The following is a 19,482-nucleotide window of genomic DNA, read 5'->3' as shown; positions in this document are numbered from 1 at the left end:
CTGTATAGTTGTTAAGTTTTATTCCCTGAAAGTTGTTGTTTTATTCGCGAGCATTTTTTAATGCTCGCTTTTTTTTGTTCAAAATTCGTAGATTACACAAGGTATTGGTAAATGCCGATAGACGATGGATTGAAAAATTAATTTGGGTTTATTTGAACTAAATTGAATTAGCCTGTCTAACTTTATAGTTGTTAAGTTTTATTCCCTGAAAGTTGTTGTTTTATTCGCGAGCGTTTTTTAATGCTCGCTTTTTTTTGTTCAAAATTTGTAGATCACACAGAGGTTATTGGTAAATGCCGATAGACGATGGATTGAAAAATTAATTTGGGTTTATGTGAACTAAATAGAATTAGCCTGTCTAACTTTATAGTTATTAAGTTTTATTCCCTGAAAGTTGTTGTTTTATTCGCGAGCATTTTTTAATGCTCGCTTTTTTTTGTCTAAATTTAACTTCCATCGTTTTGTAGGTTAATACGTTCAGCTAATTTTTGAGCTAACATTTTTACACGGCCTGGTTCAAAAAAGCCATTGTGCGGCGTATCAATTTTAAACGACACCAGATCCGCATTTACTTCTTTATACCAACCGCCTAATAACCACTTTTGTAAGTATCGGTAAGCCGTTGATTTTAATAGAACTAACGAACCTTCATACTTAGACAATCGATAACCCTTCATCGCTTTAACTTGCATAAACAATCCCTTATCTCTAAGTGTATTGCCCAATTGAGTCGAAATAAATCGTCGATGCCGCCCTCCGTTTTCACCCAACATCTTCATTATAAGACGCCACGCCATGAGTCCGAGTTTTGGCATACGGAGCAATATTGTATCGACAATAAATAACTCATTTACTTTAATATTGTCTTTTTGAAGTAACTTTGCTGTTTCTAGCGCTGCGAGTCCCCCGACCGAAAACCCTGCAATATAGACTTCAGATTCGCCACGTTGCTTTATTTTATTTGCATAAAGTGTCGCTAATTCTTTTATTTCAATGCTTGTTTGATTTCCTGGAGGTTGCAACATATGCAGATCGCAGACACCATACATCTCCTTGGCAAGCGCTTTAAATCGCAGCATATCGCCGTTACCGGACGCACAAATATACATACTCACTTTACGAGTTGTATCACCAAGGCTGACCAACAACTGCGGTAAATTTAATTCGGCTTCGACGCACTCGGCTAATGACGATACGGTTGCGTTTTCAACCAACTGATGCAAAGACAGCCTTTTTCCTAGTAGCTTTTCTATTTCGTGGAGGGTAATTACAGCAGATAATGAATCGCCGCCACTTTCAAAGAAGTTATCAAGTACCGTTAAATTAGGTTGTTCTAGCGCGTTTTTCCAGATTTTTAATATCGACTTTTCCAACCGACCTACCGGCTCTCGGGCAGCTGACTTTTCGATCACATGACCGCTATTTATTAATTTAGGGTAGTCAATTTTACCGTTTGGTGTGTACGGCATTTGATCTAAAATGTGGATCCGATTTGGTAACATGTAGTCTGGTAAGATCCCAGATAACTTAGACCGATACGCTTCAGGTTGTGCTTCTGATCCTATAACGACCCAACTGTGAATTTGAGATTTAGATCCTTGCCCTACCAATTTTGCGGCTGCGGCCTTCACACCAGGCAAATGCAGCAGGCTATTCTCGATCTCATTTAACTCGATACGATAACCGCGAAGTTTTATCTGTCTGTCATTGCGACCACTAAAATGCAGTACCCCATCGGTATCTAACCAGCCGCTGTCACCTGTATCATAAAGCGGATGGCTCGAAATAGAATCAACTGTAATGAACTTATCCGCGTTACTGTCATCTTGACGAAGATAACCATCGCTCAGTGTCAGTCCACCAATAAACACTCGCCCCACGACACCATAGGGCATTAAAGCATGTTGTTCATCTAGTATATAAAGCTGAACGTCAGTAAGTGCGGCGCCGACTGGCATCGCTTTATGATTGTCATCGTTTAACTTAACTTGCCAACTCGAGGCAAAAATAGTTGCCTCGGTCGGGCCGTAGACATTATATAAAATGGCATTTGTTTGTTTGATAAAACGAACTGCAATTTCCTTTGACAAAATTTCGCCACCACAACAACAAACTCGTAATTTCAGTTTATCTGGCTGTTTAATGCCATCTAAGAAACGCGTTAATGTAGAGGGAACAAACGCCATCATTGTCGCGTTAAATTGAACCAAATATGCTGGTAAAGCTTCAGGTAATAGCCTGCCCGGCGGTGGAAAGGCTACACTGCCGCCCCGTATTATTGGCGTTAACAATTCGATTAATGCAGGATCAAAATTAACTTGAGTCGCATTGAGAGACCTATCAGTGGAAGTTATGCTCCATTTTTCGCATATCCACGACAATCGTAGCGATAATGCTCTATGACTTACGGCTACCCCTTTCGGTTTTCCTGTTGTACCAGATGTAAACAACACATAAGCGCATAAATCCGGTTCAACGGTTATATCGGCCAGTTGAGCTGTGGATGTTTTTTCTTTTAAAAGTGAACCAACATTTATTGTAATTTGTGTACCGTCTAACGCCTTAAAACGACTATCAATATTGTTGTTTACCAATAAGCATTTAGACTGGCTTTCACTTAATATCAATTCCAAACGGGTGATGGGTATTTCAACGTCATTAGGCAAAAACGCTGCGCCAATTTGAGTAATGGCTAACTGCGCGATGAGAACCTCTGCGCCTTTGTCCAGAACAAAAGCGACGATATCGCCTTTGCCGACCCCATTTGCCAATAGTTGCAGCGCTAACTGATTAGAGCAATGCAGTAGTTCTGAGTAAGTCAGTTTTACCTCTGCTGAAATACAGGCGTTGGATTTTGGATGTAATAATGCACGTTGTTCAAATTGCTTCACAAAAGGCAATACTGCCTGAGGGTTTTCAGCCAGACTTATACCTGCCGTCAATTGTCTGGTGCGCTCGGCTGATGAACAAATATCAAGTGAACTCACTGGCATATTAAAGTCATTAATGACTTGCTCAGCCAAGTAGATAAGTCGATTGCCAATCAAATTGGTTTCAGGTGCTGTGAAGTACTGCTCGTTACCCTCTAAAACAATTTCAGCATCGTCTCCATCCAGAAAGTCACATACCGAGATTGCTAATGGATAGCGACTAAACCCGGCGAATGTTTGATTTGTCGCACCGACTTTAGCATCACCGTATTGACTCGCAAACTCAAATTCTTCGTATGAAAATATGACGTCAAATAAACGATCTCGCCCCTGCTTTATCGCTTTTAATCGTTTAAATTGCTCACTCAAAGGATATTTTGCATGCCGGTAAGCTTGCTTTAGAAATTTCGATATTTTTTCTACGACGGTTGCTAGTGTATCGTCCTGCTCTAGCGTGACCTTTATCGGTATAACCCCAACAAACATACCGAGGGTATTCTTAAACTTGTTTCCCCCACGATTGAGACTTGGAACGCCAATTATAAACTCACTACGGTTTTGACTTTTAAATATATAAATCGCCAACAGCGCCAAAAACCCATGAAAAATAGTATGTTTATTGGCAGTACATAAGGTTTTTAACTGGTCTATTAGTGCTCGTTGAATTTTGCAGTTTTCGACATAGGCCCGAGACACTCCGGAAATGATAGGCGCATTGTACCGTGCTTCAAATACCGGCTCAGGAAGTTGCGGTATTGCTAAGTTCCAATAATCGACATCTTTTTGAAATTGCTTACCTGACTTATAACTATTCGAGTCAACTATAAAGTCTTGATAGTCTCGGCTTTCCGCAATCAATGAGGGGTCATTTGTTAATAATGAAGTGTAATGTTGCCCAAGCTTTTGCACTGCATTAGATAAACTCCAGCCATCCATAGCAATGTGCAAACTCTGAATTACCACATAATGTAATTGAGGGGTGGCAGTCACCAAAGCAAAACGTATTGTTGGCTGCTTGCCTATTTCAAACGGCTCCGACATCCATCGTTGTTGCCATAACGTTGCTAAATCTTCACCATTTGGTTGATCTGTAAAATTTTTAATGACTAGCGGATAACGGTAGGTATCGAGTAATATTTGATTGCCTTCACTTGTCGGCACTAGCCTCAATGCATCTTCCGCTGCCGTTAAATTGTCTAACGCTTGCTGAAATAAAGCGGCATCAATTTCTCCTACAATCCGAGAGAAACCACCAATATTTAGATGACAACTATTTGACCAAGCTAAAATCTCAGTCCATATGTCTTTTTGACTTAGTGATAAGGGAATAGTTGCCATTGCCGTCCTTGCTATATGTTTACTGAATACTCGATTTAATCACGTTTATTTGTTGCATCGCATATTCATACCCAACTTCAATTATCTCTTCAGCTTTTTTATAGTCCATTATGCTGAAGTTACTTAACGGCGGCTCAAAATAAATGTCCGCTGCATGTTTTGTCTGCTGACGCTGAGCCAACCCACCGATATGTGCGACTTGCATGAGAATGTCGACTATGCCCGGTAAGTTATCATGGGCTTTTTCAAAATGAGATTTAAGCTTATTCCATGAGGATAAATCCGTGACATTTTTATTAACTTCAAACGCATCTTTAACATCAACATCAATAGCAATTACCGCACCATTGCCTCGACGACGCTCAAGTGGCGTCGATAGACGTTGACGCATTGCTTGCACTGGTACATTTTCAAGTATTGCACCGTCCACCAATAATTGCCCATCAACCACTACTGGCGGAAACAACCCGGCTGGTGAATTACTTGCCAATACCGCTTGCCAAAGTGGCCCTTCTTCAAGTACCAAGGTTTCTGCTGTTGTTAAATTACACGCGGCTGCAAAATAAGGCGTCCAAATTCTTTGAATATCTAAATTGCCTAGGGCTTCTTGAAACGCACCTTTTAGGTTTTTATTCGACATAAGTGCGACAAGTGGGAAAGTAAGTTTCATTCCCCCCTTTGAATACCTCAATATTTCTTTATGGATAGACTCTCGAGGCATTCCCGAAACATAACAAGCACCAATAAGTGCTCCCATACTGTTGCCGCCAATGAGATCAATGGGGATATTTGACTCTTCAAATGCTCGTAATACACCTAAATGAGCAAAACCACGTGCGCCCCCGCCACCTAAAACAACACCGATGGCTTTGCCAAGTAAAAATCGAACTAACCGCCCAAAGTCATCACTACTTGCCAATTTAATTGGGTAGACACGCTCGGTTTTTCGTTCTTTATTCCACTCAGCCCGGTCACCACAACTCACTTCAGATTCTGGATAAACTAGCGCTAAATGACTACGGATCAGGGCTATATCAAAACGTGATCGAAGTGACTCTTCTAATTTTGTTAATGACGAACTTTTGGTGCCGTCAGCGACAAATATTACCTGATCAGCATGTTCAAACGTTTCATTTAATTGTTCATCAAGATTTAATTCACCCTGATAAATTATATAATCGAAATCCGCTTCTAATTTATCAAGATTAAGGTAACCGTCATCCCCAACTGTGCGTTCAGCATCAATTAAACTAACGGGCACAACCTCGGTTGAACCATACTTGGTCAAGTTCAACTTCATTTGAGAAGTGAATACCGACATATCTATCGTTTCGTGGATTGGGATTAAGAAAAAGCTTTGTGCTCTGCGACGTTCTGCGACTCTACGGTCATGTCTGAGATGACGATAAATAGCCTGAGAAAACGCTCTGTTTAACTCCGATGGATGTTTCGCTATAAGTTCTTCATAGGCTTTATCAGAAAGGACAGCAAGTTGCGACTCCCGCATAGACGTAATGTCTGCCGTTCTCGCTTGGCGTAAAATCATTCCCGTTTCGCCAACACAATCACCTGGCAAAACTTCGTTGTATAACAAACGTTGGCCATTTTTATCGGTTCGAGAAACCCTAAGACGACCACTAACCAAAATAAACATTGAATCAGATTCAGCGCCTTCCCGAATAACTTCTGCACCGCCGGCAACCGTAATAACTTCAAGCGCTTCCGCAAGTCCGATCATGGCACCTTCTGACAGTTGATTAAAGTCAGAGCTCGCTTTTAGCAACTCAATTAAATATTCCGTTGATACGTTCATTTTCTGTTCAAATTATTACTTTAAGTTCCAATCTATAAGTTAAGAATCATACCAGTAAAAGTAAAAACAAACACAATGTAAAATAAAGTTAAAACAACTTTTAGATAATTTAAGCGGATATTATGACAAAAATGTGAGGTTTAGCGACGATATAAGAGCAAATGTAGAAGGTTTGGATAAAAAAGTTAGGGCGCCCTTAATCAGAGTGCCCTAAATAGAATGCCTAATATTTATTGAGGCTCTACATTTTGGTTTATTTGCCCAAAAATAGATTGACCCGATCTATCGAACATTTCAATTTGGATGTTATCGCCAAACTGCATAAATGGAGTTGTTGGTGCACCATTTTGGATTGTTTCAATCATTCGAATCTCAGCAATACAACTATAACCAACACCACCTTCAGCAACTGGTTTACCAGGGCCGTCATTTAATTTATTAGAAACCGTACCCGAACCGATTACCGTACCGGCGCACAGCGGTCTTGTTTTAGCGGCGTGCGCCACTAACTGTCCAAAATGGAATGTCATATCTATTCCAGCTTCAGGCTTGCCAAATAGTGTGCCGTTGTAATGTGACATTAAAGGCAATGATAACTTTCCACCTTGCCACGCGTCACCTAACATATCAGGCGTTACACACACAGGGCTAAATGCGCTGCTTGGTTTAGACTGGAAAAAACCAAACCCTTTTGCAAGCTCTCCTGGAATAAGTCCACGTAATGAAACGTCATTTACAATCATAATAAGTTTAATATGTTGTAATGCATCTTCTGGGTTGACCCCCATAGGTACGTCATTTGTTATTACTGCGACTTCTGCTTCAAAATCAACACCAAACCCGTCAGTTTGAGGCATTACAATATTGTCACGCGGTGCTAAAAAGCTATCAGATCCGCCTTGATACATCAGTGGATCAGTCCAAAACGTGGCTGGCATTTCAGCATTTCGAGCCTTGCGAACTAACTCCACATGATTGACATAAGCACTGCCATCGGCCCATTGATAAGCCCGAGGAAGTGGCGATTCGCATTTTGTTTGATCAAAATCTTCTGCCTCTACTTGGCCGTTTTCCAGTTGCTGAAAACGAACTTTAAGTTGTGGTTCAATTTCTTGCCATTGGTCTAGTGCTGCTTGCATGGTCGGCGCGATGTCTGTTACACGCGTCATTTTAGTGAGTGCCGAATTAACAACAACTAATTGACCATCACGACCTGACTTTAAACTTGCTAATTTCATCTTATTTCCCCGGAAAATCTTCACCCGAATGCAGCCAAGCTGCATGCTGAGGTGCTTTTTTTGTTTTGTCCCACTCGTCTAACATCGCAGGCGCTACGCGCTTTAACTCTTCCAGCATACCTGGTTTAGCAGTATTTGCTGCAAGTTCAATTCGATGCCCGTTAGGATCAAAAAAGTATATTGATTTAAAAATAGTATGATCTGTTGGACCTAAAACACTGATCCCCGCATCTTCTAAACGAGTTTTCGCTTCAGTTAATTCATCTATTGTATCGACTTCAAATGCAATGTGTTGAACCCAAAGTGGCGTATTATTATCGCGGTCCATATCAGGAGCATTAGGTATTTCAAAAAATGCCAATACGTTGCCCTGTCCTGCGTCAAGAAAGACATGCATGTACGGATCTGGCTCTTTAGTTGACGGCACTTCATCTTCAGCAATCGCTAACATGAATTCCATGTCCAAAAGGTCACGGTAAAACGCTACCGTTTCTTTCGCATTTTTACAGCGATATGCAACGTGATGTATTCGATTAATTTTCATAACCACTCCTAACGACGACTATTTGTCGTCGCCTATAATGCCACGGGCCATTTGATCACGTTCGATTGATTCAAACAATGCTTTGAAGTTTCCTTCACCAAATCCATCATCTTCTTTACGCTGTATAAACTCAAAAAATACCGGACCAAGCGTTGCTTCAGAGAATATTTGTAACAATAAACGAGGTGTTTCACCTTCGGTTGTTCCGTCTAACAAAATACCACGAGCTTGTAATTCATCTACAGGTTCGCCGTGTCCGGTTAAACGCTCTTCCAACATGTCGTAATAGGTGCTTGGTGGTGCGGTCATAAACTTAACACCGTTAGCTTTTAAGCGATCCCAACATGCCAATAAATCATCGCAGGAGAAGGCAATATGCTGAATACCTTCACCATTATATTGCATCAAAAACTCTTCGATTTGACCGCCGCCACCAGCCGCTTCCTCATTTAACGGAATACGAATTTTGCCGTCTGGTGCCGTCATTGCTTTTGACAACAATCCGGTATATTCGCCTTTAATGTCAAAATAACGAATTTCACGAAAGTTAAATAGGCTTTCATAATATTTAGCCCAATAATCCATACGGCCACGGTAAACATTATGGGTTAAATGGTCCAACGTGTGGAAGCCGCATCCTTCAGGATGACGGTCAACGCCTTCAATCCAATTGAAGTCGATGTCATAAATTGTATTACTGCCTTGATAACGGTCTATTAGATATAAGTTCGCACCTCCGATGCCTTTAATCGCTGGTAAACGCAATTCCATAGGACCCGTTTCAACTTTAACGGGTTGGGCACCACGTTTTTGAACTTCAGCATAAGCTAGCTGTGCATCTTTAACTCGAAACGCTAGGCCACAAGCAGATGGACCATGTTCTTCAGCATAATAAAAGGCGTGGCTGTTTTTTTCGTAGTTAGTAATAAAATTAATATCACCTTGACGCCACAGTTCAACGTCTTTTGATTTATGTCGCGCAACTAAGGTAAAGCCCATCACTTCAAAAGCAGCTTCTAATATACCTTTTTCAGGGGCACAGAATTCTACATATTCAAAGCCATCTAACCCAATTGGATTTTCAAATAAATCTGCCACCGCATTTTCCTCATTTCAGCTTACGCTATTGATTATTAACTATAGTAAGAATTACTACTTTATTTTGCGCCATCATACCCAGCTAACACTTCTTTCCAAAGCCTTTAAAAATAAGGGCTACAGCGAATTGGGAAAGTATTGTTTACATCAATGAAGTGGCGGTTTGATTGGCTTACAGGGGATGTTTTACGGGGTGTATAGAATTAGATACAGCAATAAAACAAGAGCTTGTGTTTTTATCGTGAAGTGAGCAGAACCTAAAGTGCGGATACAAAAAAGCCAGCTTACGCTGGCTAAATTTTAATATGAGAATAACTTAGGCAAATTGCGGTACAATGTCGCCAATTGCTTCTGGCTTTTTATCACCAAAGGTTACGTATTCCCAACAATCTTGATTTTTCATCAATTCTACTAAGACCTTGTTGTTCAAGTCATGTCCTGACTTAAATGCCACAAATTCTGCCAACAATGGTTTGCTTCCCATATATAGGTCGCCAACAGCGTCTAGAATTTTGTGCTTAACAAATTCATCTTCGTAACGTAATCCATCTGGGTTTAATACCCTAAACTCGTCCAATACAATTGCATTGTCCATGTTGCCGCCAAGGGCTAAATTATTGTTACGTAAATATTCGATGTCACGCATAAAACCAAATGTACGTGCACGACTTATTTGTTTTAAAAACGATTCAGCAGTGATATCTAAAGAGACACGTTGTTTAGACTGAGAAATAATTGGGTGGTTAAACTCAATTTCAAAATCAATTTTAAACCCGTCATATGGACGTAATTCAGCCCATTTGTCGTCAATCTCTACGCGAACCGGTTTCGTGATCTTTATATAGCGACGTAATGCGTCTTGCTCGATTATTTCAGCTTGCTGTAACAAATAGATAAATGGTAGCGAGCTGCCATCCATAATTGGGATCTCAGCTGCGTCCACCTCTACAATCAAGTTATCGATTGCTAAGCTAGCAAGCGCCGCCATCAAATGTTCTGTCGTAGACAAACGTTGACCGTCGGCATTAATCAAACACGTACACATCTGTGTATCGCCAACAAGCTCTGGGCTTGACGGAAATTCAGCAATAGGCGACAAGTCCACACGTCGAAATACAATACCTGTATTTTCGGCTGCTGGACGAAGAGTAAGGGTGACCTTCTCGCCTTTGTGCAATCCAATCCCAGTAGTTGTAATCTGTGATTTGATAGTGCGTTGTTTAATCATTTAAGCTGTTTTCTCTCTATTTGTATATCAATCATAAAAAGCGGCAGACATTTTACTACATATCAGACCAGCTAACAAGTGGTTATTTTTTAGTCAGCCTGTTTTCTCAAAAATGCAGGAATATCAAAGTAGTTTTCTTCTTCCTTTTTCTCTTCAGCTTCAATCAACGGTTGTTGTTCTGGCTGAGCATGAGAACGTGGTTGCCTTGCCGCAGAAGAACCGCCCATTGACCCCATAGTCCCCGTCGCAGTCGCTGCTGATGGCGTTGCTGGTACAAGAGAAATATCCGCACGTTTGTCACCGCCGATGCCTGTAGCAACTACAGTAACTCGCAATTCGTCCTGCATATCCATATCAATAACAGTACCAATTACTACCGTCGCATTTTCAGATGCAAATGCTTTAACTGTGTTACCGATGGTATCGAACTCTTCAATTGTTAAGTCCATACCTGCAGTAACATTAACCAAAATACCTTTAGCGCCTGCCAAGTCGATGTCTTCTAATAGTGGAGAAGAAATCGCAGCTTCCGCCGCTTCTTGTGCACGGTCAGAACCAGACGATGCGCCAGTTCCCATCATTGCATTGCCCATTTCAGACATCACCGTTTTTACGTCGGCGAAGTCAACGTTAATCAAACCAGATCGGGTGATTAACTCAGCAATACCTTGAACCGCACCAAGTAATACATTATTTGCTTCTTTAAAAGCGTCAAGTAAGCTGGTTTTAGGACCAAGTACTTTTAATAATTTATCGTTTGGAACTGTAATCAAAGAATCAACAGAATTCGCTAATTGTGCAATACCTTGTTCGGCATAGCTCAAACGCTTTTTGCCTTCAAAGTTAAACGGTTTAGTTACAACAGCAACCGTTAAAATGCCTAGCTCTTTTGCAATTTCAGCAACAACTGGAGCCGCACCTGTACCTGTACCGCCGCCCATTCCGGCTGCGATAAAGATCATGTCTGCACCTTGCATTGCGGCAGAAATTGTTTCTCTGTCTTCGATAGCTGCCTGACGTCCAATTTCTGGATTCGCCCCAGCACCTAACCCTTTAGTTACTTCTGAACCTAATTGTAAAGTCGTACCCGCTTCTGATTTACGTAATGCTTGAGCATCCGTATTCGCAGCAATAAACTCTACACCTTCAATCGAAGCGCTCACCATGTGATCAACAGCGTTACCGCCACCACCACCTACACCAAATACCTTGATGACAGCTTCTTCGTTATGATCGTCCATCAACTCAAACATTGTCATACTCTCCGTCTAAAAACCTTTTAAAATTCACCTTTGAACCAACTTGCAATTCTCTGCCACCAATTCTGTTGTTTTTCTTCATCATTGCCTTGCTGTTTTTCCATACCGTATAACAACAAACCAACTGCTGTGGCGTAACTGGGGTCTTGCACGTATTCTGTTAGTCCTTTTACACCGACTGGGGTGCCAACTCGAACAGGCATTTGAAATACCAGCTCTGCATATTCTACGGCGCCCGTCATTTTTGCGGTGCCACCTGTTAGTACTATGCCAGCTGCAATTTGATCTTCCAAACCTGATTTTCGAATTTCATCTAAAATCAATTCATATATCTCTTGATAGCGAGGCTCAATTACCTCAGCTAACGTGTGTCGTGACATAATTCGCGCAGGGCGGCCTCCGACACTCGGTACTTCTATATTGTCTTCGGCACTGGCTAAATTACTGTAAGCCGCACCATATTTAACTTTTATATCTTCCGCATGACTTATAGGCGTACGGAAAATTTTAGCTATGTCGTTGGTTACCTGATTACCTGCAATAGGTAATACAGCTGAGTGACGGATGGCCCCATTTGCATAAATAGCAATGTCCAACGTACCGCCGCCCATATCAACAACACATACACCAAGCTCCTTTTCGTCTTCTGTTAAAACAGAATAACTGGAGGCCAGTGCACTAAAAATCAATTGGTCTTCTTTAAGTTCGCAACGTTCTACACATTTAACGATGTTTTTTGCCATGTCATTGGCACACGTCACTATGTGAACTTTTGCTTCCATTCGAACGCCTGACATACCCACTGGGCTTTTAATTCCCTCTTGCATATCAACCGAAAACTCTTGAGGTAAAACATGTAACATTTTACGCTCTGCGGCCATTGGTACTGCTTTGGCTGCATGAATAACATTTTCTACATCTTCGTTTGTCACTTCAGCGTCGTGAATTGGCACCATGCCACTCTCATTCTGACATGAAATATGTTTACCGCTTATCGCTAAGTAAACCGAAGAAATACGGCAATCCGCCATTAATTCTGCTTCGTTAATCGCGCTTTGTACCGAACCAATGACTAGATTTAAATCGTTTACGCCGCCTTTATCCATTCCATGACTGGTATGGTGACCAACACCAACAATACTAATTTGTTGGTCTGGTGTAATTTCGCCGACGACCGCCACCACTTTAGATGTGCCAACATCAAGTCCAACGATTAGATTTCTTTCAACGGCTTTTGCACCTGGGTTCATATTTTATATTACGCACTTAACTTTCATTATTATGTTTATCTCGCCACGCTACCGCTAGACCTATGTCGTAACGTAAATCAACGCGCGCGATGTCCTTGTCGCCATACTCAGATAAAATAGGGTACAAATCAACAAATCGTTGTACTCTTTTCATCTTATCTGAGCGGCCTAAATTTAAATGTATGCCGACTTCTAGCCAGAGTTGCCAAGCATATCGCTCCGACAACACAGCTTCTTTAATTTTAAACTTATGCAGGTCAAGTAAATGCTGCATTTTAACGTACCCTTTAAGTACGTCCTTTTCATTTCCTTCCGGTCCAAATAGGCGCGGTAGAGACTCATCCACTGCAACTCCGTCGGCATAAAACACATCGCCAAACTTATTGAGTAATAAGTCGTTATTCCAAACACCAAATACATCTTGTTCTACAACAAAGACATGTATTTTTTGCGGCCATTCTTTACGAATTGATGCGGCATAAACCCAAGGGTTTTCTTCTATTTGGCCACGTAACCAATCAACATCAAGCGTGAAAAAGCTACCATCTAATTTTTGCTGAATTCCAGACGTTAACTCGTCTCTATCAATATAAATAAAGTCGCCGTGAATAACGACTTCATTAATCGGCGCATCGTTTTTATCCTGAGCCCAATTCAGCAGTCCATTATACCCCCATATCAGTAATAAAATAACCGTTAAAAAGAAAACAATTCCAACTATAAAACTGGATTGTTTGATCTTTTGTACGGCTTCACTACTCATGCAAGTGTTCCACGCAAAATATTGACTACTAATTGTTCAAAACTAATGCCTTCGGCTTTTGCCGCTTTTGGCACTAGAGACGTAGTTGTCATCCCTGGGACGGTATTTACCTCTAACAATTTAGGCTGTTCATTAGCGTCAATTAACAAATCAACTCGCCCCCACCCCTTACAGCCAAGTAACGCAAATGCTTCAACGGCAAGATGCTTTATTTTATCGGTTAATTCTTGAGCTAGTGGTGCTGGACATAAGTATACCGTTGAATCACTTTTATATTTAGCGTCGTAATCATAAAACTGGTGTGGAGTTCTCATTTCAATAATGGGTAAGGCCTCGCCATTTAATATCGAAACAGTGACTTCTTGGCCCGTGATCCATTGTTCTATGAGCACTTCATGATCGTATTGGTACGCATTTTCCAAAGCTTTTTCTAATTCTTCCGCCGAGTTAGCCTGAGACATGCCGATACTCGACCCTTCATTAGCGGGTTTTACCATTACTTTGTCACCGAGTGACTTCATAATGGCCTCAGCATCAAAAGGTTTGCCTTCAGTGGCGACAGCAAACGGGGCAGTAGATAAATTGGCACCAACAAATAAATATTTACTTCTAACTTTATCCATCGCCAATGCGGAGCCTTGCTGGCCACTACCGGTATACGGTATGCCAAACAAATCGAGTGCGCCTTGCAAACTGCCGTCTTCGCCTCCGCGACCATGTAAAACGATAAATACTCGGTCGAATTCACCGGCAATTAAATCGGTTATAGGCTGATCTTTTGGATCAAACTTATGGGCATCTATCCCTTGAGAAACCAACGCATTTAGTACCGCTTGACCAGAGTTCAACGACACTTCACGCTCTGCTGATTTGCCGCCAAACATGACGGCGACTTTACCAAATTGTTGAGATAACGTACTGCTCATCTTAATTTGCCTCCGCCATTAAGGAGATATCCATCTTATAATCGGTCAACGTTTTAATAATCGAGTTAATGTTGCCAGCACCTTGTGTAATAACAATATCACCGTCTTGGATGATGTTTGCCAATTCAGCTGGAATATCTTCAGGCAGCGCCACATAAATCGGATCGACTAGGTTTCGTTGGCGAATTGAATGCGCCAAACTGCGTCCGTCGGCACCGTTAATCGGCTTTTCACCCGCCGGGTAAACTTCTAACAATAATAAACAGTCTACCTGCGACAATACTCTTGTGAAATCGTCATATAAATCACGCGTACGACTGTATCTATGTGGTTGATAACACATTACGATCCGCTGTTCAGGCCATGCGGCACGAACCGCTTTAATGGTCGCCAAAACTTCAGTTGGATGATGGCCATAGTCATCCATCAATCTCACTTTGCCATTACCGGTTTCAAATTCACCATATTGTTGAAAACGACGGCCAATGCCTTCAAATTTTTCCAAGGCTTGAATAATATGTTGATTATCTATGCCTTCTTCATGTGCAACTGCAATCGCGGCTGTCGCATTTAACGCGTTATGAACCCCGGGTAAGTTCAGGGTTAACTCAAACGATGTTTGATTGTGGCTTACAGTAAAATGGCTCTGCGTGCCCTTTTGAACAAAGTTAGTGATCACATAATCATTCGAATCTTCAAAACCATAGGTCACAACTCGGCGACCTAAGGTCGGAATAAGCTCACGAATAACAGGGTCATCACCACACATTGTCGCTAAACCATAAAACGGTAAATTATGTAAAAATTCAACGTAGGTTTTTTTCATTACCTCAAAGTCACCGTCATAGGTTTCCATATGATCGGCTTCGATGTTAGTTACAACCGATATCATTGGCTGTAAATGCAAAAATGACGCGTCACTCTCGTCCGCTTCCGCAATTAAATAACGACTTTTTCCTAGTCGTGCATTGGTCCCTGCACTATTTAACAAACCACCGATGATAAACGTTGGATCTAATTCCGCTTCGGCAAAAATACTGGCGACTAAACTTGTTGTGGTCGTTTTACCATGTGTGCCCGCGACTGCGATACCAAAGCGAAATCGCATAAGTTCAGCTAACATTTCTGCTCGGCGAACAATAGGAATACGGTGCTCTCGTGCAGACATGATTTCGACATTGTTTTCATCTATCGCACTAGAAACAACGACAACACTAGCGTCTAATACATTTTCAGCACGGTGCCCGATGTATATTTTTGCACCTAATCGAGTCAATCGCTCGCATACGACATTTTGATTTATATCTGAACCAGTGACTTGGTAACCATCATTTAATAATACTTCCGCAATGCCACCCATACCCGCACCACCGATGCCGATAAAATGAATTGCCTGTAACTTTCTCATCGCTGGATTTACGATATTATCTTGAATACTCAATTGCTTATTTCCAATTTTTGACACAAAGAATACAACTCTTGCGTTGCGTCATTACGTGCAACCTTGTTTGCACGACTTTGCATTTCATTAATTTTATTTGGGTTAAGGGCAAGTTCAGTCAACACAGAAGTTAACTTGCCTAAATTTGCCTGAGGCACTAGTAACCCTGCGCTCTGCTCTACTAACCACATTGCATTAGCGGTCTGATGATCGTCTACCGCATGTGGCAATGGCACAAAAATTCCGGCATTTCCCGACGCCGCGAGTTCCGACACAGTCAATGCGCCTGCTCTGCATACTACCAAATCACACCAACTAAGTGCACTAGTCATATCGTGAATAAATTCATCTACCTCGACAAGTAATTGACCATCGTCCATTGCCAACTGCGTATAGCCGGCTAGCACTGCAGTTTTGTTGTCTTTACCGCACTGATGTCGAATTTCGACACTATGCGCTTGCGCAAATTTGCCAAATAGTGCGGGCAATTCCTCGTTAAATACTTTTGCGCCTAAGCTACCGCCTATCACTAAGATCCTAAAATGACTTTCCGGCGTTAGGGTCCGCTTTGGTAATTTACCTAACTCAACGATTTCGTGTCGAACAGGATTACCAATCACTTCTGCATTAGGTAATTTAGTCCCGCCTGAAAGTTCAAACGCCAGACAGGTATGGGCAGAAAATTTACTTAGCCATTTATTGGTCATGCCCAAAACCGCATTTTGTTCATGCACAATTAGCGGGATATTTAAGGCTTTCACCGCCAATCCACCGGGGCCTGAAGCATAACCCCCAAAACCAATCACAACATCTGGCTTCATGTTACTAATGATCTTTTTAGCTTGTAAAAACGCTTTTAAAATCGAAAAAGGAAAACCTAATTTTCGCAGCAAACCATTGCCACGCAGGCCCTTAATTTCGATAAAATGGATAGGAATATTATGTTTCGGAACTAGGTCGGCTTCCAGTCTGTCTGCCGTTCCCATCCATTCCACATTCCAACCATGTTGAATTAACTTTTCAGCTAACGCCAGTCCAGGGAAAATATGGCCACCGGTACCACCAGCCATTATCAAAGCGGTTTTAGACTTCATTAGCCGCACCTTTTTCTGTCGAACTGGAGTTCCGTTCGTGTATGCGTAATTCGTAATCAATTCGCACGACAACTGCCGTGGCGACGGCAAACACAATAAGGCTACTACCACCGTAGGAGATAAATGGTAAAGTCAGTCCCTTAGTAGGCAACATACCCGCGCTTGCGCCGATATTTACAAACACTTGAAACGCAATCCAAATACCTATTGCATAGGCAAAAAATCCTTCAAAGTGATGTTCTTTTTCCATCGCGATTTGACCAATTTTTAGAATTCTTAAAACCAATAAGCCCATAACTAAGACGACAATGCTCAGACCAATAAAACCAAGTTCTTCAGCGATAACGGCCGCAATAAAGTCTGTATGTGCCTCTGGTAGGTAATCTAATTTTTGAATACTGTTACCTAAGCCCAAACCAAACCAATTGCCTCGACCATATGCCATTAAAGACTGTGTTAGCTGATAGCCGCTGCCGAATGGGTCGTCCCAAGGTGCGAGAAACGACGTGACTCTGCGCATCCGATAGGGCTCTAGAATAATTAAGCTTATAACGGCAAATGCGCCAACACCTATCAAGGCAAAAAATTGCCAAAGTTTTGCGCCTGCTAAAAATAACAAAGCAACTGTCGTGACAAACATCACGATTACTGTGCCTAAATCAGGCTGCATTAATAACAATACTGCGAGAACAAAAAAGATGACTAAGGGTTTAGCAAAACCAAATACATTTTCTCTAAGTTGTTCATGTTGTCTTACCAAATAACCCGCTAAAAAACTGAAGAAAAACAACTTCGCGACTTCCGCGGCTTGTAGGTTAAATATGCCCAATGGCAACCAACGCCGACTACCATTAACGGTTGAACCTACAGCTAATACGGCTATCAACAACACTAGAGCAACAAACAGCAATGCCATATTGTATTTTTTCCACCAACTCATTGGGAAAAACATCACGGCCAACATCGCAACAGACGCGATAACAATAAATACTGCATGTTTAATGGAAATATAAAATTCGTTTACATAAAGCTTTTCCGAAACAGGCATTGACGCTGAGGTCACCATTACCCAACCAAAACACATCAAACTCAAAACCAAAAATAGCAAATGGCGGTCGTACATAGGTTCAACCATTGCTTCAGGTTCTTTATTTCGTGCAGTTAAGCTAACTAAGCCAAATCCGATACGACTCATTTTACTGTCTCAATTCCTTTACTAGAGATTGAAACATCAAACCGCGTTGCTGATAATTTTTAAACATATCAATACTGGCACACGCGGGTGACAATAAAACGCAATCACCACTAACAGAGACTTTACCTGCTTGTTCCACCGCCTGTTTAAGATCATCTACAATACTCAATTTTTCGGCTGGTACAAATGATTCAAATTGCTGTTTGTCCTTGCCTAACGCCACCACAAATTTCACATCACGGTCTATTGCATCAGCAAGTTCAGCTAAGTCTGCACCTTTCGCATCGCCGCCTGCGATTAAGATAATATTTTTGTCATTCGCTAAACCATTTAATGCAGCTAAGGTAGACGCTACATTTGTCGCTTTGGAATCATCAATATAACGAACACCATTAGCGTCAAGGGCCAACTGGCATCTATGAGGTAATCCTGCAAAAGATTTAAATACCGCTAAGGTAGAATCTAGTTCAACATCGACCCCAATTGCCTGTGCCATCGCCAGTACCACTAAACCATTCAGGCCATTGTGATTCCCACTAATATTAAAATCGTCTAAACATGCGATCTCGCGACCATTTTTAAGTAACAATTTATTTATAACATCATACTGCCAACAAGTTTGTTCACAGCATTCATCAAAAGAACCAAATGAAACGACATTATCATGGCTGATAAGGGGTTTTGTTTGAAAGTCATCTTGATTGTAAATACAAAGATCGGCATGTCGATAGATCTTGTTTTTGGCTTTACTGTAGTCTTCAAAGGAATCATATCTGTCCATATGATCCTCTGACACATTAAGCACAACGGCTGCCGCGCATTCTAAGCTTTGCACCGACTCTAACTGAAAACTTGACAGTTCAATAACAAAAACATCGACGTCTTTATCAATGACATCGAGTACCGGAACGCCATAATTTCCGCAGGCAGCGGCTTTAATTCCCAACCCGTTTAACGCATGTTCCAACCAACCAACCGCAGTGGATTTACCGTTAGAACCGGTAATCGCTAAAACAGGTTTAGTATTAATTCGCGCAAACAACTCAACATCACAAAATACGTTCTCGTTGTGTCTTAAAGCATTAGCTAATGCTGGTGTTTTTAGCGTGATCCCTGGGCTAACAATGACATAAGTGTAATCTAAAAATTCGTTGTCACTGAATACGCCAAAAGACTGTTTTAATGATTTGTACTTTTCTTCAATTGCATCTTTATTTGGTGGTGTAATTCGCGAATCGAATAGGTCTGGTGAGATCCCATTACGAAGCAAGTAGTCCACAGTAGAAATGCCAGACAAACCAAGTCCAACAACGGCAACTTTACCGTTTTTCATATCTTTAAGCGTATCGAACATTGAATTCATGG

The 19,482-nt window shown here is 41.4% G+C and carries 14 protein-coding genes; all 14 read right to left on the bottom strand.

Features of this window, described 5'->3' with window-relative positions:
- Positions 1-446: 446 nt before the first annotated feature.
- A complete protein-coding gene (locus tag Q4575_RS13045) occupies positions 447-4,268 on the bottom strand; it encodes an amino acid adenylation domain-containing protein (protein WP_303523152.1) in 3,822 nt (1,273 codons plus the stop codon).
- A 19-nt stretch (positions 4,269-4,287) separates the two neighbouring features.
- Positions 4,288-6,081: a cyclic nucleotide-binding and patatin-like phospholipase domain-containing protein gene (locus Q4575_RS13040; protein WP_303523151.1), complete on the bottom strand. Its 1,794-nt coding sequence runs from the start codon at positions 6,079-6,081 to the stop codon at positions 4,288-4,290.
- A 230-nt stretch (positions 6,082-6,311) separates the two neighbouring features.
- On the bottom strand, positions 6,312-7,319 hold the full coding sequence (locus Q4575_RS13035) for a fumarylacetoacetate hydrolase family protein (protein ID WP_303523150.1): 1,008 nt from the start codon (positions 7,317-7,319) through the stop codon (positions 6,312-6,314).
- 1 nt (position 7,320) lies between these two features.
- Positions 7,321-7,863: a VOC family protein gene (locus Q4575_RS13030; RefSeq protein ID WP_215965389.1), complete on the bottom strand. Its 543-nt coding sequence runs from the start codon at positions 7,861-7,863 to the stop codon at positions 7,321-7,323.
- 18 nt (positions 7,864-7,881) lie between these two features.
- Positions 7,882-8,961, bottom strand: a complete 1,080-nt coding sequence (gene hppD, locus Q4575_RS13025) for a 4-hydroxyphenylpyruvate dioxygenase (protein ID WP_272181798.1) — start codon at positions 8,959-8,961, stop codon at positions 7,882-7,884.
- Between the two features lie 316 nt (positions 8,962-9,277).
- Positions 9,278-10,189, bottom strand: coding sequence for a UDP-3-O-acyl-N-acetylglucosamine deacetylase (gene lpxC / locus Q4575_RS13020; protein ID WP_215965387.1), 912 nt, complete (start codon positions 10,187-10,189; stop codon positions 9,278-9,280).
- An 89-nt stretch (positions 10,190-10,278) separates the two neighbouring features.
- The gene (gene ftsZ / locus Q4575_RS13015; RefSeq protein WP_303523147.1) at positions 10,279-11,442 is read right to left on the bottom strand and encodes a cell division protein FtsZ; all 1,164 of its coding nucleotides are present in this window, start codon (positions 11,440-11,442) and stop codon (positions 10,279-10,281) included.
- 26 nt (positions 11,443-11,468) lie between these two features.
- Complete coding sequence (gene ftsA / locus Q4575_RS13010; RefSeq protein WP_215965385.1) at positions 11,469-12,698, bottom strand: cell division protein FtsA; 1,230 nt, start codon at positions 12,696-12,698, stop codon at positions 11,469-11,471.
- Positions 12,699-12,714: 16 nt separating this feature from the next.
- Positions 12,715-13,461 carry a cell division protein FtsQ/DivIB gene (locus Q4575_RS13005; RefSeq protein WP_215965384.1) on the bottom strand — a complete coding sequence of 249 codons (747 nt, stop codon included), beginning with the start codon at positions 13,459-13,461 and terminating at the stop codon, positions 12,715-12,717.
- Positions 13,458-14,387 (bottom strand): D-alanine--D-alanine ligase, encoded by a 930-nt coding sequence (locus Q4575_RS13000; protein WP_215965383.1) that lies wholly within the window; start codon positions 14,385-14,387, stop codon positions 13,458-13,460. The genes Q4575_RS13005 and Q4575_RS13000 overlap by 4 nt, the downstream gene beginning before the upstream one ends.
- Before the next feature lies 1 nt (position 14,388).
- Positions 14,389-15,795, bottom strand: a complete 1,407-nt coding sequence (gene murC / locus Q4575_RS12995) for a UDP-N-acetylmuramate--L-alanine ligase (RefSeq protein WP_215965511.1) — start codon at positions 15,793-15,795, stop codon at positions 14,389-14,391.
- A gap of 29 nt (positions 15,796-15,824) precedes the next feature.
- Positions 15,825-16,922, bottom strand: a complete 1,098-nt coding sequence (gene murG / locus Q4575_RS12990; protein ID WP_303523146.1) for an undecaprenyldiphospho-muramoylpentapeptide beta-N-acetylglucosaminyltransferase — start codon at positions 16,920-16,922, stop codon at positions 15,825-15,827.
- Positions 16,912-18,117 (bottom strand): cell division protein FtsW, encoded by a 1,206-nt coding sequence (ftsW, locus tag Q4575_RS12985; protein ID WP_303523145.1) that lies wholly within the window; start codon positions 18,115-18,117, stop codon positions 16,912-16,914. Before ftsW ends, murG begins: the two co-directional genes overlap by 11 nt.
- Position 18,118: 1 nt before the next feature.
- Entirely contained in the window at positions 18,119-19,480 is a 1,362-nt protein-coding gene (murD, locus tag Q4575_RS12980) for a UDP-N-acetylmuramoyl-L-alanine--D-glutamate ligase (RefSeq protein WP_215965380.1), read from the bottom strand.
- Positions 19,481-19,482: the final 2 nt, after the last annotated feature.

The organism is Psychrosphaera sp. 1_MG-2023 (assembly GCF_030548245.1).
Lineage (GTDB): Bacteria > Pseudomonadota > Gammaproteobacteria > Enterobacterales > Alteromonadaceae > Psychrosphaera > Psychrosphaera algicola.
This window is presented reverse-complemented; position numbering and strand designations above follow the sequence as displayed.

What these genes read in the sequence shown, in the direction of transcription:
- murG (WP_303523146.1), bottom strand. Translation starts at nt 16,922, where the DNA reads ATGAAGTCTAAAACCGCTTTGATAATGGCTGGTGGTACCGGTGGCCAT.
- ftsW (WP_303523145.1), bottom strand. Translation starts at nt 18,117, where the DNA reads ATGAGTCGTATCGGATTTGGCTTAGTTAGCTTAACTGCACGAAATAAA.
- murD (WP_215965380.1), bottom strand. Translation starts at nt 19,480, where the DNA reads ATGAATTCAATGTTCGATACGCTTAAAGATATGAAAAACGGTAAAGTT.
- Q4575_RS13030 (WP_215965389.1), bottom strand. Translation starts at nt 7,863, where the DNA reads ATGAAAATTAATCGAATACATCACGTTGCATATCGCTGTAAAAATGCG.
- Q4575_RS13040 (WP_303523151.1), bottom strand. Translation starts at nt 6,081, where the DNA reads ATGAACGTATCAACGGAATATTTAATTGAGTTGCTAAAAGCGAGCTCT.
- murC (WP_215965511.1), bottom strand. Translation starts at nt 15,795, where the DNA reads ATGAGAAAGTTACAGGCAATTCATTTTATCGGCATCGGTGGTGCGGGT.
- lpxC (WP_215965387.1), bottom strand. Translation starts at nt 10,189, where the DNA reads ATGATTAAACAACGCACTATCAAATCACAGATTACAACTACTGGGATT.
- ftsZ (WP_303523147.1), bottom strand. Translation starts at nt 11,442, where the DNA reads ATGTTTGAGTTGATGGACGATCATAACGAAGAAGCTGTCATCAAGGTA.
- Q4575_RS13005 (WP_215965384.1), bottom strand. Translation starts at nt 13,461, where the DNA reads ATGAGTAGTGAAGCCGTACAAAAGATCAAACAATCCAGTTTTATAGTT.
- Q4575_RS13000 (WP_215965383.1), bottom strand. Translation starts at nt 14,387, where the DNA reads ATGAGCAGTACGTTATCTCAACAATTTGGTAAAGTCGCCGTCATGTTT.
- Q4575_RS13035 (WP_303523150.1), bottom strand. Translation starts at nt 7,319, where the DNA reads ATGAAATTAGCAAGTTTAAAGTCAGGTCGTGATGGTCAATTAGTTGTT.
- Q4575_RS13045 (WP_303523152.1), bottom strand. Translation starts at nt 4,268, where the DNA reads ATGGCAACTATTCCCTTATCACTAAGTCAAAAAGACATATGGACTGAG.
- ftsA (WP_215965385.1), bottom strand. Translation starts at nt 12,698, where the DNA reads ATGAACCCAGGTGCAAAAGCCGTTGAAAGAAATCTAATCGTTGGACTT.